Source organism: Antrihabitans auranticaus, from assembly GCF_016481275.1.
Classification (GTDB): domain Bacteria; phylum Actinomycetota; class Actinomycetes; order Mycobacteriales; family Mycobacteriaceae; genus Antrihabitans.
In genome coordinates, this window is sequence record NZ_JAEMNW010000001.1 from 1,348,866 (window position 1) to 1,363,262 (window position 14,397).

A 14,397-nucleotide genomic window follows, 5' to 3' on the forward strand; every position below is an offset into this window, starting at 1 on the left:
AACTTCGCAGTATCAATAGTACTGTAGCTGATCCTGCAGTACTGTTTCCAGTATGTCGAGCGCCACCAGTTCAGCCCACGCAACCGCACGCCGGGCCGAACTGTTCGACCAGCTGGTTCACCTCTTCCTGACCGAAGGATTCGCGCATCTGACGCTCGACGAGGTCGCGGCGCGGTTGAAGTGCTCCAAGTCGACGCTTTACACACTTGCGCGCAGCAAAGAGCAGCTCGTGCGGGCCGCTACGGTCCATTTCTTCCGCGGCGCAACCGCGAGCACCGAAGCGGTGCTTGCGTCGTCGACGGGCACACGAGATCGCCTGACGGCCTACGTCCTCGCCATCGGTGACGCCCTGCGCCCGGCGTCCGAGCAGTTCATGGAGGATTTGGCCGCATTCTCGCCCGCTCGCGAGATCTACGAACAGAACACTGCGATCGCCGCCGACCGTGTTGCGCAGTTGATCACCGACGGTGTCCGCTCGGGCGACGTGCGCGACGTGCATGCTGCCTTTGTCGCCGACGTCGCGGCGTCGATGATGGTGCGTATCCAGACTCGCGAAGTAATTCGCCGGACCGGCCTCGACGACTCGCAGGCCTACACCGAATTAGCCGCGCTGCTCGCCGCCGGACTCGGCACCTAGTTCAGGCGGCGGTACCGCTGGGCACCAGCGTGTCGAAGTTCGGTAGCGGAAGCGAGCAGATCGCCTTCGCTTCGGCAGCTGGGATACCGAACATCCGCAGCAGGTCTTCCGTGACCTGGTCAGCGGCCTCTGCGTCGTCACGCTCGGGCTGATCCTGCAACAGCTGACCGAGGCCCATGGCCGCCCCGCCCGCGATCACAAGGGCCAGCTGCGGATCTGCCACGGTAAATCGTCCCGCCGCGATGCCGGCTTCGATATCCCGCAGCGCACGAGGTGCGAGACCCCGCTCCGCCGTGATCAGCGCCGGACCGCTGTTGAGCAACACACGACTCAAATCGGGTTGCCGACGATGAAATCGGCCTGTCAACCGGAAACTCTGGGCGAACATCTCGGCCGGATCCGCGAAGTGCTCGGCGAGCGCATCGAGCAGTACACCGTGCGCGTCCAAAGCCTCGTCGACCGCCGCTTCGAACAGTTGGTCCTTGCTTTCGAAGTGGTTGTAGAACGACCCCATGCCGACGTCCGCGGCCTGGGTGATCTCCAGAACGGGCACATTGAGTTTCCCCGCCGCGATGAACCGTTGAGCGGCAGCGATCAGGGCCGCGCGAGTGCGCATCTTTCGTCGTTCGAGGCGGCTTTCGCCGCCCTCTTTTCCAGCCATACACCCAGATGCTAGCAGCACGCGTCATAAATGACGATATCGTCAGTAACCTTGACTGATCCCCGCCTCGTAAGTGACGATATCGTCAGAACTATTCCGAAGGAGAACCACATGACCCGTACCGTTCCGCAGTACCGTCCCGACATCTACACCCCCGCGGCGATCCAGGACCCCTACCCGCACTACGCGCGGATGCGCGAGCTCGGTCCAGTCGTGTGGCTCCCACGGCATCGGGTCTACGCACTGCCGCGATACGCCGAATGCAAAGCCGCACTTCGGGATCCGGAGACTTTCACGTCCGGTAGCGGAGTCGCGCTCAACTGTGTCACGAACCGAATGTCGCGCGGAACGACGCTCAACAGCGACGGCGAAGAGCACGACAGGCGCCGCAAGCTCGTCGCGCACCGACTCACTCCGCGCGCGCTCCGATCGATGAGTGCCGCAGTCGAGCAGCAGGCAACCCGAATCGTCGAGGACGCGATGTCGCGACGGCAGATCGACGGCGTCCATGACTTGGCGAGCGCCCTCCCGTTGGCGGTTGTCCCCGATCTCGTCGGCTGGCCGGTGGCCGGGCGCGACCAGCTCTTGCGTTGGGCAGGAGCCACATTCGACGCACTCGGGCCGATCAATCGGCAGTCGGTGAAGTCCATTCCCGCGAGCATCGAGATGCTGCGCTATTCCCGGCGGGTCGTGGAGCAACGGTCGATCATCGACGGCAGCATGGGCCACGACGTTCTCGTTGCAGCCGACGCGGGCGAGATCGGTCACGCGGAGTGCCCGGCACTGATGATCGACTATCTCGCTCCCTCGCTCGACACGACGATCAGCGCAATCTCGAGTGCGCTGCATCTATTCGCAAGTCACCCCGAGCAGTGGGACGAGATCAGAGCCAATCCGAAGTTGATACCGAACGCCGTCAACGAAGTCGTCCGGATCGAGTCACCGCTGCGTGCGTTTGCCCGATCGACCAGTCGCACAGTCGAAATCGGCGATACCACCATTCCGCGAGACGCACGAGTGCTCGTGATGTACGCGTCGGCAAACCGCGACGAACTGCAATGGACAGATCCGAACACCTTCGACGTACATCGCAACGCGACGAACCAACTCGGCTTCGGTTACGGCACCCACGGGTGCGCTGGACAGGGGCTCGCACGTCTGGAAACCGAAGCGATCCTGCGCGCACTTGCCCAACGCGTCGAGCGAATACTGCCGAACGGCAAGCCTTCCTGGGCGATGAACAACATCATTCATCGCCACGAGCAACTTCCGCTCGAACTCGTTCCTGCAAAGGAGAACGTCTGATGCGCGTATTTGTCGACCGTGATCGCTGCGAAGCGCACGGCATGTGCACCCTGCAAGCCCCGACCGTGTTCGCCCTCGACGACGAGGGCGAACTGGTGACCGAGTTCGAATCCGCCGACCTACCAAGCGAACTCGAGGCAGAGGTGGATTCGGCCGTCGACGCGTGTCCCGTCGCTGCGCTGCGCGCTCGCTGAGCTACAAACTGCTCTCCCGCGTCGCACACTGGCTGCGAAGGAGTGCAGTGGTGTCGGCGACGGACTGCGGTCTGCCGAGCAGAAACCCTTGGGCCAGATCGCATCCGCACGCGCGCAGGGTTTCCAGCTGTTCGACGGTCTCCACTCCTTCGCCGACGACGGTGAGATCGAATGCGCGAGCAAGCATCACGATCGCCGAAACGATCGCCCTGGGTCGCGCCGCCGGAAGACCTTCGACGTAGGACCGATCGATCTTGAAGCACTCGAAGACCGGATAGCGGCTCAAATAGTTGATGGAGCTGTAGCCGCTGCCCAGATCGTCGAGCGAGATTCCGACGCCGAGGCGGTGCAACGCCCCAAGTGTCGCAGCGACACGGGCCGTATCTGCGACCCAGACGGTCTCCGTGATTTCCAATCCCAGCGCTTGCGGCTCGAGTCCGGTCGCAGCGACGACTGCGGCGACCTTCGCCACGAACGCCGAATCACGCAACTGCAGTGCGCTGACGTTGACCCGGACGCTGATATCGCTGAACTTCCGCCATTCGGCGGCCTGCGCGCAGGCGGTCCGCAGTGCCCACTCACCCAATTCACCTACCAGTCCTGTGCGTTCGGCGACCGCCACGAACTCCGCCGGGTCGATTACTCCGAGGTCCGCGTGCGTCCACCGCGCCAGTGCCTCGACGGCCACGATGTCACCCGTGACGAGATCAACCAGAGGCTGATAGCGCAGGTTCAGGTCGTCGCTGCCGAGCGCCCTGCGTAGGTCGACCGACAAGCGGCGAGTCCGGTCCGCGTCGTAGACGTCGTCGTGATCGAAGACCGCGTGGCCGCCGGTGCCGGCGTGTTTCGCCCGGTACATCGCCAAATCGGCACGTCGGATGAGTTCTTGTCGCGTGGAATGCGGCTCCGAGACGGCGATGCCGATACTGGCACTCAGCGGTGTGGGCTCGTTGCCGGGCGGATGCGGCGTGCTGATCGACTCGGTCAGGGCGTGCGCGAGCCGTTGCGCATGGGCGATGCCCTCGATGCGGTCGGAAATGACCAAGAACTCGTCACCACCGACCCTCGCGACCGTGTCTTCGGGCCGGGCGGCCGCAGCAAGGCGGCTCGCGAACCGCAACAGCGCTCGGTCGCCGGCTTCGTGACCGAGGCTGTCGTTGATGATTTTGAAATCATCGATGTCGAGCAGCAGTACCGCGATCGACGTGCCCTCGGCATCCGCTTTGGCCAGCGCCTGCTCTATTCGCTCGTAGGCCAACGTGCGATTCGGCAGACCGGTCAACGGATCGTGCATGCTGCGTTCGTGCAGCTGCCGGTCGAGATCGAGGCGCCGAATAGCTGCCGACAGCACGCCTGTGACGGTCTGCAGAAAGGACACGTCGCGCTCTGTGTAGATCCGGTTCTGGTTGCTGTGGACCGACAGGGCACCCCACGGACCTTCGGCGCCGGGTATCGGCACGCACACTCCGCTGCGGAATCCGTAGGACGCCATCGCAGCGGTCGAGAATCTCGTTTCGTTGTCTCGGTCCTCGCAGATGATCACGTCGTTGGCCAGCAGCGCGCAGCCCATCAGCGACATGTTGCCCGCCGGCACCGTCGCGGGCCGCGGTGGTTTCCCGGTGAATGCTGCGACCAGGATGTTGTCGTCGTCGCCCACGATCGGGCGGGTGATCATCGATCTGTGTACGCCCATCAACGTCGACGCGGCTTTGGTTGCCGCGACGAGGAGTTGTTCGAGTTCGCCATTGAGCGCCAATTTGCTCAACTCTGCGACGGCCTCTTGTTCGGCTGCCCGGTACTCCGACGCCTCGATGACCGCCTGCCACCGAATGTCGTCATGTTCGTCCCGGCGATCCCGAATTATCGAGACGATGACGCTCGGTTGACCGCTCGGACGATCGACCGTGAAGGCAGCGATCTCGACGGGGATCGCCTGACCTGACGCGAAGTTCCGCAGTTCGGTAAGGCCGCGCCATTCCCGCGACCTGGCGAGAGCCAGTTCCACATCACTTGCCATGACATGGCCGAGATGGGTGAAGAATTGCGGTGTCGACAGCGGCTCGCCAGCAGGCAGCGCCGCCAGACCGACCAGCGCCAATCCGGCTGGGTTGACATAGATGACGCGTCCGTTGCCCTCTGACACCGAGATCATGTCCGGTGAGCGATCCAGCACGGACCGCAGAATGCCCATGTCGTCCAATGCGTCCGGCACGGCACCCTCCAACGAAGAAGAGTCCTTCTCAGGTCTCGACAGCGCCTACCTAACTGGCAGTCCGCTCGTGTTTGCGTGCGTCCCTCGCCAGTGAGCGGTCACGCTGCTCCTCGAACTTCGGCACTTTCACGGTAGCCATGTCGTCGAGGTACGCGGCAAGTTCGTCGCGGACCTTCTCACCGTGGGCGCTGAAGTCGTTGCGATCGAAGATGTTCCATTTCCGCAGCACGGGCATGACAACTTCCTCCAGGTGCTGGCGCAGGTCGTAGATGCCGTGCTTGGCCATCAGGACGCCGTTGCGGCGGAAGTTCGGCATGCCCGCACCGGGCATCTGGAAGTTCTGGACGATGAGGTTGATGCCCTCGATCGTCTGGTCCGGCGCGACGTCGAGCGCGGCGCCGCACAAGTTGCGATAGAAGATCATGTGCAGGTTTTCGTCCGCGGCGATGCGCTGCAGCATCCGGTCCGCCATCGGTTCGTTGCATGCTCTGCCCGTGTTGCGATGCGAAACGCGCGTCGCCAGCTCCTGCATGGTCACGTACGCGAGAAATGCCAGCAATCGCGCGTCATCGCCGCCGGGCGGTGCGACCGCGCCGTTGGTCATGTGCTCCATGCGGTCACGTTCGAGCGCGACAGGATCGACCGCACGGGTGACGACGAGATAGTCCCGCAGGACGATGCCGTGGCGGTTCTCCTCGGCGGTCCAGCGGCCGACCCACGTACCCCAGGCGCCGTCCAACGAGAAGTTGTCGCCGATCTCTCGGTGATACGAAGGCAGATTGTCTTCGGTGAGAAGGTTGGTGATCATCGCGGCCCGTGCGAGTTCACTCAGTTGCGACTGGGCGAGATCCCAGTCCTCGCCACCGAGCGCGGCATAGTTTCGGCCCTCGTCCCACGGCACGTAGTCGTGCGGATGCCACTCCTTGGCAACCGAAAGATGCCGGTTCAGGTTTTGTTCGGCGACCGGCTCCAACTCGGTCAACAACGCCGCCCGTGACAACTTCTTCATCATTCGCACCCCTTCGCTCGCGCGGCGTAGCTGTGCCGAAACCGGTTTCGTCGCAGGGTCCACAGTAGGACTCCGCGCACCCTTCCGCACTCATCTCTGACTACATCGCAGATACAGTCTTCACGGCAGCGGCCGTCAGTCGCCGAGACGGCGCAAACGCTGGTGCCGCAACACTGCGCGCACACCCGCAAACGCGAGGGCCACCAATGACCCGGCCGCCACGAATCGTACGAGCGCCAGGTTCGCCGAAGCCGCCGCCAACAAACCGTATACGAGGCCGAGCGCAGACGCCCACACCAAGGCATTGAGCGATCGGCGGACCTCCGGGCTGATCGCTTGCCGCCGCGCCCACGCCGCGACGCCGAACACCGTGCCGGATGCGGCCGCAGCCATGCAGCCGTAGACGACGTTGAAAACAGTGTCGCCGCCGTCGGGGTCCGATCGCATCGGCGCAAAAGCGTAGACGGTCAGCAGAGTGATCACCGCGGCTGCGGCCAGCGGCCTGCCGAGACTCACGAGGAGCGGACGGCTCGAAAGCCGGCCGCCGAGTGAGAGGTATTCGCCCGCCGCGAGCAGGACGAGGCATCTGCCGACGAGCACGTGCATGTGCGCCAGCCCGAAGTGGTCCTCTGAGAGCGTATCGATCTGTGCCTGAACTGCGGGAATGTAGAGCAGGGTCGCAAAGAAGAGCAGACCGCAGACGCGCGTGAGTTCCCGATGCCGAGGCTGATTGTGATCCACCATGCGCGCGATCCACACGGCGCCGAGCGCAGTGGGAACGCCGAGCGCGATGAGGTCGACGAGGACTTGCGCGCCGCCATACCGGTCAGTTGACACGAAGCCTCACACTACTGGCGGGCTTCCGTCGTCACAGACCGAGATCCCGCGCACTCCGGTCGACGTCGATATCGTCACGATCCCGCGTGACGGCGCGCTTCAGCCGCTTCGCAAGTCCACGTTCACGACCGGCTTCCGGGGGCATTGCAAGCTCCCACATGGGTAGTCCGAACACCGCGGCAATTGCGGAGGTCTGCTCGACGTCCAGCACGGAGTCACCGTTGAAGATCTTGCTCAGCGTCGTTTCCGGCACGCCGGCGAGCCTGGCGAGTTCGCTTTGCTTCATGTTGCCGGCACGCGCCATCTCTGCGCGGATATGTTCCACGATGGCAGCCTGTTCGCGACCTGCCAGTCGCTTCCCGCTCGGCATGCACTGATCTTACGCATCGGAAGCCGTTCAGCTTATTACCCAGAAGACATATCCATATGGAAAGATGAAGAGCGGTGTACCGCGTGGACGTTCGAGGTCGGCTCTTCGAGGGGTAGTTGCCGACCGAGAACTGCGGTTCCCCAGCGGGGATTGCATGCAGGACGCCCGCATTCGGCTCATAGTTTGGAGAACCCCGGTGACTGCCACATTCCATGACGCCGCTTCGACCGAACAGCACGCGCACCCCAATTTGTCGCCGCGCGAAATCGAAGTGTTGCTGGGCTGGCTTCGCACCGACTCCAAAGTTGCCGTCGCGGACTCGATGTATCTGTCCGTCGGCACGGTCAACACCCATCTGACCCGGATTCGCGCCAAGTACGCCATGGTGGGCCGCGCCGCGCCGACCAAGGCCGCGTTGGTCGCGCGAGCCCTGCAGGATCGGCTGATCACGATCGACGAACTCTAGGATCCTTCAGTTCGGCGTGCCGGTTTCCGAGGGACACACGGGATCGGGCCCCGACGGCGGCGCCATGTCGTTGAGCGTGTTTTGCAGTTCCTCGTGGGTTTGCGCCTCGGTCTTCGCCTCGGCGGACCCGTCCGACGGCGATTCGACGATGTCGGCAGTCGTAGCCACAGCTACCTGTTGGTGGTCGTAGTCGATCTGCGCCTGCACGTCCTTCTTCAACTGCTCGACCTGCGAATCGACCGAATCGGGAAATTCGATGGCGTCGATTTCGTCGAGATAGGTCTCCAGTCCGCCGATTTCGATCTCGTTGGCTGCGATTGCGGCGTCGAGATCTCCCGAAGCGAGCGCGTCCCTGAACGGCTGTCCGGCCTCGGCGCTCGCACTCGCGGACTTGCTTCGTGCGAGTCCCAGCTGATGTGCGGCGACGAGCGCCGGCGCTGACGGGTGCCCGAGGCTCGCCTGAAGTTCATCGTTGGCGACGGTGTTCTCCCAGTCAGCGACGAAAATCTCCCACACGACAATCGTGGCCTCGTTGGCATCTGTCGCAGCTGCCATATCGTCGAGGCTGTTCAGCTCATCGGTATTTGTCCGGTACAGCCGTTCGGCCGCTTCGCGGCTGCCGTCGGGGAAGTCGATCGCGCGCACCTTCTCGTCCCACGCCGCGATGATCTTCCGGTATTCGGCGGCCGCCGCGCGTTGCCCCGCAACGTCGTTCGCGATGTGGGCAGCATCAAGATCGCCGAATGCGCTCGTGCAGTCGAATACCTTCGCGGCCTCGCGCAGTGCGGTGTAATCGGCCTCCGAGTCGGACGTGTCCGGGTCCGACGAGGCCTCGTCGTCCTTCGTTCCGCAACCCGCCAGCGTTGCGGCCGCGAGCCCCAGGCAGGCCAGACCGGTGAGGGCCCGGCCAAGAAAGCTGTGTTGTTTCGCCGACGACGGCACGTTGACCTCCACGGGGGTGAGTGGCAATCCGACCCCCGCGAGTGAATGTTCCAGAAATATAGCCCCAGAAGTGTCCGTGCGGACGAGATTTATGGTGTTCAGAAACCCAGACCCGGCGGGATGCAGACAGCTCCCAGGCAGGTCGGCGCGTTCACGACGACCGGTACCGGCGCGGCCGTAGGCGTCCAGCCATCACCAGCGCTGCGCGACGGCGTTTCCGTGCCCCACCGCACCTCCGCGCCGTTCTCGACGGCGGAGCATGTCCAATAGACCTGATAATTGCCGTTGAACATCGGGAACGTTGTGCTCACCCATTCCCTGGTTTCGCCCGGTTGAATATCCACCGGGCCCCAAAAATTCTGGGGAGTCCCGTTGTGCGGGTAGTTCGGCTCTTTGAACAGAAACACACCGCAGACCGTAAGCGGTGCCGAGTAACTGTTCGTCACTCGGATCGTGACGGTCTTGTTCACTGCCCACGCCGAAACGCTCACCGCATCGGGGGCCGCAGGATTGGGTGGTGCCGCCGCGGCGGGAGCAATCACGCCGAGCAGTAGCAACGCCGCGCCGACTGCCGACCAGAGCACTCGCTGCATGGGGTTCATCGAGAACCACCTCCCGCTCATCATTCTGATTCGGTAGTGCCCGCTAGGGGCCGCTTTCGAACTCCAGGTGGTGACGAATCTCCTCCGCGGCCGCCTCGAGGTGACGGGTGAGGATGCCGCGGCCCAGAAATTCGGTCAGCCGCGCGAGTAGCAGGCCCGACAGGTCGTAGGTCACCGACATCGTCAGTACGCTGCCGTCGTCAGCGGGTTCGACTACTGCCTCGAACGTGTGCTCGGTTCCCCGTGTCGTCCGCCAGCACAGGCGATACGGGTCCGGTCGCGTCACGAGAACGCGGCCGCCGATCTGGATCGCGCCGACATCGAGGAAGACGTCCCAGCCCTCGCCGCCGCCTTCGGGACCCACGCACTTCCATCTGCCGACGCCGGAGATCAGCGGCAGCGATTCGTGCGGGTCGGTGACGAACGCCGCGACCTCATCGGTGGGTCGGCGGATTTTCCGCGAGACCGTTGCGCTTTCGCTCATGCGCTCACCCGACCAACGGCAGAACAGTTTTCGATGCAAGCCTCGAGAGGCCGGTCTGCATGACGCTCGTAACGTACTCGTACGCGGCATCCCAATCGGGTTCGTCGCCGAAACGCTCGTGCAGATCGATCGGTTTCAGTACCTGAATCCGGATCTTCGCCGGTAGTGGGATGTGGGGTAGGTCGCCGGGCAGCAGACCCCACGGCACGCTGATGCTCAGCGGCACGCTCTTGATCCGCAACAACTTGTCGAAACGCAACAATTGCGCCATCCGTCGTCCGTCGTTGAGGACGTAGAAGGTGTCTTGACCACCGGTTGCGACGACCGGCACGATCTTCACGCCGGCAGTGTGCGCAAGCTTGAGGAAGCCCTGTCTACCGTCGAACACGATCTTGTTTCGGTCGCGCGAGGGACGAAGGGCTTCGACGTCGCCGCCCGGGTAGACCAGTGCCGAAGCGCCCTGCTCGAAGATGGCTGCCGCGACGTCGGGATCAGCAGGCACGACACCCATCTTGCGGCTCAGCGAGCCAAGGATCGGCATCCGCGTCACCACCTCGTGGGCGAGCGCATAGAGGGGGCGTCCAGTCACCGTGAAGTAAGTGTTGTACGCCAGTACGAAAACGAAGGTGTCAGGAATGTTTGCCCCACCGCTGTGATTGCCGACGAACAGAACCGGTTCATCCGGGACGTTCCGGAAGCCGTCCACCTCGGCGCGAAACCACAGGGTTGCCGCCAGCCACAGCCGCGGCAGCATCGTTCTGATGAACTGCGGGTCGCGACCGGCGAGTTCGGGCCGCTCTGAATCCGTCGATAAGTCAGCTGACACACACATCGTCTACCCCACTCCGACCTTCGCTACGCAAACGAAGCAGCCGAGTCCGGTTCTATTGCTACCGTTGGTGTTGCTCTCGTGCATGGACCGAATGTGGAGGCGTCTTGCGAACCATCGTTCGCGTGTTGCTTGTCGTGCTGGCAATCGCTTGCGGCGCAGCACTATTGCCGCCAGCGGCGATCGGTGCACCGAGCGCTGATATCGACGACGTCACCGCACGAGAAATCGACGACCTCGTCGCGCTGCGCGCCGCCGCCGGAGCCGTGAGCAAGGGCGAATCGATCGAGATTGTCTCTGCGAATTTCCTGGGCACGCCGTACGGCGCTGACATGCTCGTCGGCTCGGCGACGCAACCCGAGCAGCTCGTCGTCGATTTTCGACGGGTCGATTGCTTCACCTATCTCGACTACGTCGAGGCGTTGACCCGGTCGACGGATCGCGAGCAGTTCGTGGCCAACCTCATCGCGACGCGATACCGCAACGGCCAAGTCGATTTCCTCCAGCGCAGACACTTCTTCAGCGACTGGTCGCCCGACCTCGCAACCGACATAACCGCATCGCTGAGTCCTGCCGCAGTGCCGGTCGCCAAACAGCTGAATGCAAAAGCCGACGGCGGAACCATTCTTCCCGGTCTACCGGTCGTCGATCGCACCATCACCTACATTCCCAGCGCCGCGGTGGACCAGGCTGTGATCGGCCAATTGCGGACCGGCGACTACATCGGCGCCTACGCCGACCTCCCGGGCCTGGACGTCACCCACGTCGGGATCTTCGTCATGACACCCAGCGGCCCTATGTTCCGCAATGCTTCCTCGCTCGCGGAGAACTCCGCCGTGGTCGACTCCCCGTTCGCCGACTATGTGCAGTCGACACCCGGAATCGTCGTCTACCGACCGCAATAACACCTGTCACGAAGGGGTGCCATGTCCCGATCGGCATATGAGCGCATGCGCTCCGCTCATCTGAACCAGGTGCAGGCCGCGCTCGACGACCACGTTGGACGCCTGGACTGGTCCCGCGAGCAGATCGAGCACTTCCGCAACGCACGGCTGCGCGCGCTGCTCGGTTACGCACGTGAACGGTCGCCGTTCCATGCCGAGCGACTACGCGACCTCGATCCAGCGACAGCTTCGGTCGCAGACCTGGGGTTGCTGCCAATGATGACGAAGCAAGACGCACAAGAGAATTGGGACTCCATCGTCACCGTAGGCGGCCTGAACCGGGCCCGCGCAGAGCAGACTCTGGCGGGGCAGACGTGGTTCTCCTACACGTCCGGCGATGAGCAGATCTTCAGCTCGGGCGGGTCCAGCGGCGTGCGGGGCGTCTACGTGTGGGGCTGGGAGTTCTTCGTCTCGGCCGCGTGCCTCGCATGGCGAATGCAAGCGCGCGAAGAAATGCGCAGGACGACTGGTCCGACGCGCCTCGCGGTTCTTTCGGCAGGGGAGCCCCCGCATGCCAGCACTCCCCTGTTCGATGTCCCGACGGCGCCCGGGATGGAAACGGTCGTGATCCCGGTCGGCGCGCCGTTCGACGAGGTGCTCGCAGCCGTTGCCGCAGCCCGGCCGACGCATCTCGTCGGCTACGCATCGGTGATCGGCAGGCTTGCGCGCGCGGCAACGCGCGGCGAGTTGGCAATTTCGCCGGTGCGCGTCAGTACCAACTCGGAGCCGCTTCTCGACGAAGACCGCCACGCGATCCAGGAGGCGTGGGCTGCACCCGTGCACAACCTGTGGGGTTCGACCGAGATCGGTGTGCAGGCCGTCGGCTGCGCGCTGGGCGAGGGCCTGCATATTGCCGAAGACGAGGTTGTCCTCGAGCGGGTCGACGAGAACGGCATTCCGGTCGCGCCGGACGCACCCGCGGTACGAACGCTCGCGACCGGTCTGGCGAACCGGACCTTCCCGTTCATCCGCTACGACCTCGGCGACCAGGTCACGCTGCTCCCCGAGCCGTGCCCGTGTGGAAGCGCATTCGCGCGGGTGGCCGACATCGGTGGCCGACGCGACGATGATTTCCGCTACGGGCCGGTCACCGTGCCTGCCAGCGCCTTCCGCTACGTCCTGGGCACGGATCCGCACGTGTCCGAATACCAGGTCACGCAGACCGCGGCCGGTGCCGACATTCTCGCGGTCGGCGATCCCGATCCGGTCGCGCTGGCGGCAGCGGTGATTGCTGCGCTCCGTGTCCAGGGGCTGGCAGATGCGTCTGTGCGGATCCAGATCGTCGACCGCCTACAGCGACTCTCCGGGAGCGGGAAGCTGCGCCGATTCATTCCCCTACGCTGACTTGACCGACCAGTTGACCGATTGGTAAGTTACCGATCGGTCAACGAGGAGGCAACAATGCTGTCGATTGTCTGGGAACAGGTGCAGAACCCGATTCTGTACGCACTTCCCTTCTTCGGCGTGTTCATCGCCATCGAGGTTGTGCTACTCCGCGTGGCAGGCGAGCACGAGACGCGCGGAGGCTACTCCGCAGTCGATACGCGCACGAGCCTCACGATGGGGATGGGTGCGCTTGTCTTCATGACGCTGTTCAAATTCCTCACGATGGTGCTTTTCGTCATCATGTGGACCTATCTGGCACCGTGGCACATTCCGTCGAACACCTGGTGGAGTTGGCTGCTGTTGTTCGTGGTCGTCGACTTCACGTGGTACTGCAATCACCGCTTCTCACATCGGGTCCGGATCGGTTGGGCTGCACATCAGGCGCACCATTCGAGTCAGTACTTCAACCTCGGCACAGCGTTGCGGCAAAAGTGGAATCCCTGGTCCGAGGCGATCTTCTGGCTACCGCTACCCCTTCTCGGGTTCACACCGTGGACCATCTACGTCGCGTTCGGTTTCAACCTGATCTATCAGTTCTTCAGCCATACCGAGACCATCGGACAGCTGCCGCGCCCCATCGAATTCGTGTTCAACACCCCGTCACACCACCGTGTTCACCACGGCAGCGACCCGGAGTACCTCGACCGGAACTACGGGGGGATCTTGATCGTCTGGGACCGCATGTTCGGCACCTTCCAACGCGAACTGCACACTCCGACTTACGGATTGACCACCCCGGTCGACACCCACAACGTGTTCAAGCTGCAGTATCACGAGTACGGGAAAATTATCGCCGACGTCCGCCGAGCCGACCGCTGGCGCGACAAGATCGGATACATCGTCTGCCCGCCGGGTTGGGCTCCCCGCCAGGCACCTGCACAATGCGAGGGTGCCGGAAACGAGAGCGGTGGGTTCGAAAGGTGTGCCACGCGCACAGCGTGAGCAACAGATCCTCGACGCGGCAACCGCCGAGTTCGGTCGGTACGGCTATGCGGGCGCTGCCCTTTCCGCTGTCGCAACCGCGGCCGGCGTGTCGAAACAGTTGGTGCTCAGCTACTTCGGTTCCAAAGACGGTCTTTTCATCGCGTGCGTGAAGAGGGCAGGCGACAACCTGGTCGACCCGATCGAGCGGGTGTTGTCCGCCGGCGACTCCCCAATTCGGACCGCCGCGAATACGCTTGCCGCAATCTTCGACGCACTCGAACCCCGCCCGAACGACTGGAACGTGATCAACGATCGCACGCCACCGGCCGGCGGTCCGGCGCATGAGGCCGCCCGACAGGTCCGGCTGACCATCGCAGGGCAGGCTGCCCGCGGTGTATCGGGACTGGCAGAGCCCGCGAGCTTCACCGACCCGGACGACATCTCGGTCCTCACCGACCTCTGGATGAGCGCCGTGACCGCGCTGGTGCGCTGGTGGTTGCGCCATCCCGAACAGACAGCGGCGCAGATGAACGAACGAAGCGGGCGAATCCTGGCCGTCCTCAGCGGCATCGCACCGTAGCGTTCGGGGCGGTGG

Annotated in this window: 16 protein-coding genes and 1 pseudogene; 8 read left to right on the top strand and 9 right to left on the bottom strand. The window is 63.8% G+C overall.

All coding sequences use genetic code 11. The features are described 5' to 3' along the window. Positions 1 to 52: 52 nt before the first annotated feature. Positions 53 to 637: a TetR/AcrR family transcriptional regulator gene (locus JGU72_RS06255; protein WP_199682813.1), complete on the top strand. Its 585-nt coding sequence runs from the start codon at positions 53 to 55 to the stop codon at positions 635 to 637. Position 638: 1 nt separating this feature from the next. On the opposite strand, the gene JGU72_RS06260 is transcribed toward JGU72_RS06255, so the two are convergent. Then, positions 639 to 1,298: a TetR/AcrR family transcriptional regulator gene (locus tag JGU72_RS06260; RefSeq protein ID WP_199682814.1), complete on the bottom strand. Its 660-nt coding sequence runs from the start codon at positions 1,296 to 1,298 to the stop codon at positions 639 to 641. Between the two features lie 111 nt (positions 1,299 to 1,409). On the opposite strand from JGU72_RS06260, the gene JGU72_RS06265 reads away from it, so the two are divergent. Together JGU72_RS06265 and JGU72_RS06270 are read left to right on the top strand one after the other, a co-directional pair. Then, positions 1,410 to 2,603, top strand: a complete 1,194-nt coding sequence (locus JGU72_RS06265; RefSeq protein ID WP_199682815.1) for a cytochrome P450 — start codon at positions 1,410 to 1,412, stop codon at positions 2,601 to 2,603. Next, complete coding sequence (locus tag JGU72_RS06270) at positions 2,603 to 2,797, top strand: ferredoxin (protein ID WP_199682816.1); 195 nt, start codon at positions 2,603 to 2,605, stop codon at positions 2,795 to 2,797. Before JGU72_RS06265 ends, JGU72_RS06270 begins: the two co-directional genes overlap by 1 nt. Before the next feature lies 1 nt (position 2,798). On the opposite strand, the gene JGU72_RS06275 is transcribed toward JGU72_RS06270, so the two are convergent. From JGU72_RS06275 to JGU72_RS06290, 4 genes are all read right to left on the bottom strand, one after another. After that, a complete protein-coding gene (locus tag JGU72_RS06275) occupies positions 2,799 to 5,009 on the bottom strand; it encodes an EAL domain-containing protein (protein ID WP_199682817.1) in 2,211 nt (736 codons plus the stop codon). Positions 5,010 to 5,058: 49 nt separating this feature from the next. Next, complete coding sequence (locus JGU72_RS06280) at positions 5,059 to 6,021, bottom strand: acyl-ACP desaturase (protein ID WP_199682818.1); 963 nt, start codon at positions 6,019 to 6,021, stop codon at positions 5,059 to 5,061. Positions 6,022 to 6,153: 132 nt separating this feature from the next. Then, a complete protein-coding gene (locus JGU72_RS06285; protein ID WP_199682819.1) occupies positions 6,154 to 6,855 on the bottom strand; it encodes a hypothetical protein in 702 nt (233 codons plus the stop codon). A 31-nt stretch (positions 6,856 to 6,886) separates the two neighbouring features. After that, complete coding sequence (locus JGU72_RS06290; protein ID WP_199682820.1) at positions 6,887 to 7,225, bottom strand: helix-turn-helix domain-containing protein; 339 nt, start codon at positions 7,223 to 7,225, stop codon at positions 6,887 to 6,889. A gap of 238 nt (positions 7,226 to 7,463) precedes the next feature. On the opposite strand from JGU72_RS06290, the pseudogene JGU72_RS30575 reads away from it, so the two are divergent. Further along, a pseudogene (locus JGU72_RS30575) lies at positions 7,464 to 7,691 on the top strand (LuxR C-terminal-related transcriptional regulator); the annotation flags it as partial. A 6-nt stretch (positions 7,692 to 7,697) separates the two neighbouring features. On the opposite strand, the gene JGU72_RS06300 reads toward JGU72_RS30575, so the two are convergent. The 4 genes from JGU72_RS06300 to JGU72_RS06315 all read right to left on the bottom strand — a co-directional run bounded on the left by JGU72_RS06300 (position 7,698) and on the right by JGU72_RS06315 (position 10,545). Beyond that, positions 7,698 to 8,660 (bottom strand): hypothetical protein, encoded by a 963-nt coding sequence (locus tag JGU72_RS06300; RefSeq protein WP_233531149.1) that lies wholly within the window; start codon positions 8,658 to 8,660, stop codon positions 7,698 to 7,700. Positions 8,661 to 8,731: 71 nt separating this feature from the next. Further along, a complete protein-coding gene (locus JGU72_RS06305; RefSeq protein ID WP_199682823.1) occupies positions 8,732 to 9,235 on the bottom strand; it encodes a hypothetical protein in 504 nt (167 codons plus the stop codon). A gap of 43 nt (positions 9,236 to 9,278) precedes the next feature. Then, entirely contained in the window at positions 9,279 to 9,719 is a 441-nt protein-coding gene (locus JGU72_RS06310; RefSeq protein ID WP_199682824.1) for an SRPBCC family protein, read from the bottom strand. Between the two features lie 4 nt (positions 9,720 to 9,723). Continuing rightward, positions 9,724 to 10,545, bottom strand: a complete 822-nt coding sequence (locus tag JGU72_RS06315) for a lysophospholipid acyltransferase family protein (RefSeq protein WP_307828318.1) — start codon at positions 10,543 to 10,545, stop codon at positions 9,724 to 9,726. A gap of 110 nt (positions 10,546 to 10,655) precedes the next feature. On the opposite strand from JGU72_RS06315, the gene JGU72_RS06320 reads away from it, so the two are divergent. Genes JGU72_RS06320 through JGU72_RS06335 form a run of 4 tightly spaced genes read left to right on the top strand, consistent with a single transcriptional unit; the run spans position 10,656 to position 14,382 of the window. Next, on the top strand, positions 10,656 to 11,453 hold the full coding sequence (locus tag JGU72_RS06320; protein ID WP_199682826.1) for a DUF1460 domain-containing protein: 798 nt from the start codon (positions 10,656 to 10,658) through the stop codon (positions 11,451 to 11,453). A gap of 21 nt (positions 11,454 to 11,474) precedes the next feature. Then, complete coding sequence (locus tag JGU72_RS06325) at positions 11,475 to 12,836, top strand: phenylacetate--CoA ligase family protein (RefSeq protein WP_199682827.1); 1,362 nt, start codon at positions 11,475 to 11,477, stop codon at positions 12,834 to 12,836. A 57-nt stretch (positions 12,837 to 12,893) separates the two neighbouring features. Beyond that, on the top strand, positions 12,894 to 13,820 hold the full coding sequence (locus tag JGU72_RS06330; protein WP_199682828.1) for a sterol desaturase family protein: 927 nt from the start codon (positions 12,894 to 12,896) through the stop codon (positions 13,818 to 13,820). Next, positions 13,801 to 14,382, top strand: coding sequence for a TetR/AcrR family transcriptional regulator (locus JGU72_RS06335; RefSeq protein ID WP_199682829.1), 582 nt, complete (start codon positions 13,801 to 13,803; stop codon positions 14,380 to 14,382). Before JGU72_RS06330 ends, JGU72_RS06335 begins: the two co-directional genes overlap by 20 nt. Positions 14,383 to 14,397: the final 15 nt, after the last annotated feature.

What these genes read in the sequence shown, in the direction of transcription:
- JGU72_RS06265 (WP_199682815.1), top strand. Translation starts at nt 1,410, where the DNA reads ATGACCCGTACCGTTCCGCAGTACCGTCCCGACATCTACACCCCCGCG.
- JGU72_RS06330 (WP_199682828.1), top strand. Translation starts at nt 12,894, where the DNA reads ATGCTGTCGATTGTCTGGGAACAGGTGCAGAACCCGATTCTGTACGCA.
- JGU72_RS06255 (WP_199682813.1), top strand. Translation starts at nt 53, where the DNA reads ATGTCGAGCGCCACCAGTTCAGCCCACGCAACCGCACGCCGGGCCGAA.
- JGU72_RS06325 (WP_199682827.1), top strand. Translation starts at nt 11,475, where the DNA reads ATGTCCCGATCGGCATATGAGCGCATGCGCTCCGCTCATCTGAACCAG.
- JGU72_RS06310 (WP_199682824.1), bottom strand. Translation starts at nt 9,719, where the DNA reads ATGAGCGAAAGCGCAACGGTCTCGCGGAAAATCCGCCGACCCACCGAT.
- JGU72_RS06290 (WP_199682820.1), bottom strand. Translation starts at nt 7,225, where the DNA reads ATGCCGAGCGGGAAGCGACTGGCAGGTCGCGAACAGGCTGCCATCGTG.
- JGU72_RS06260 (WP_199682814.1), bottom strand. Translation starts at nt 1,298, where the DNA reads ATGGCTGGAAAAGAGGGCGGCGAAAGCCGCCTCGAACGACGAAAGATG.
- JGU72_RS06280 (WP_199682818.1), bottom strand. Translation starts at nt 6,021, where the DNA reads ATGATGAAGAAGTTGTCACGGGCGGCGTTGTTGACCGAGTTGGAGCCG.
- JGU72_RS06270 (WP_199682816.1), top strand. Translation starts at nt 2,603, where the DNA reads ATGCGCGTATTTGTCGACCGTGATCGCTGCGAAGCGCACGGCATGTGC.
- JGU72_RS06305 (WP_199682823.1), bottom strand. Translation starts at nt 9,235, where the DNA reads ATGAACCCCATGCAGCGAGTGCTCTGGTCGGCAGTCGGCGCGGCGTTG.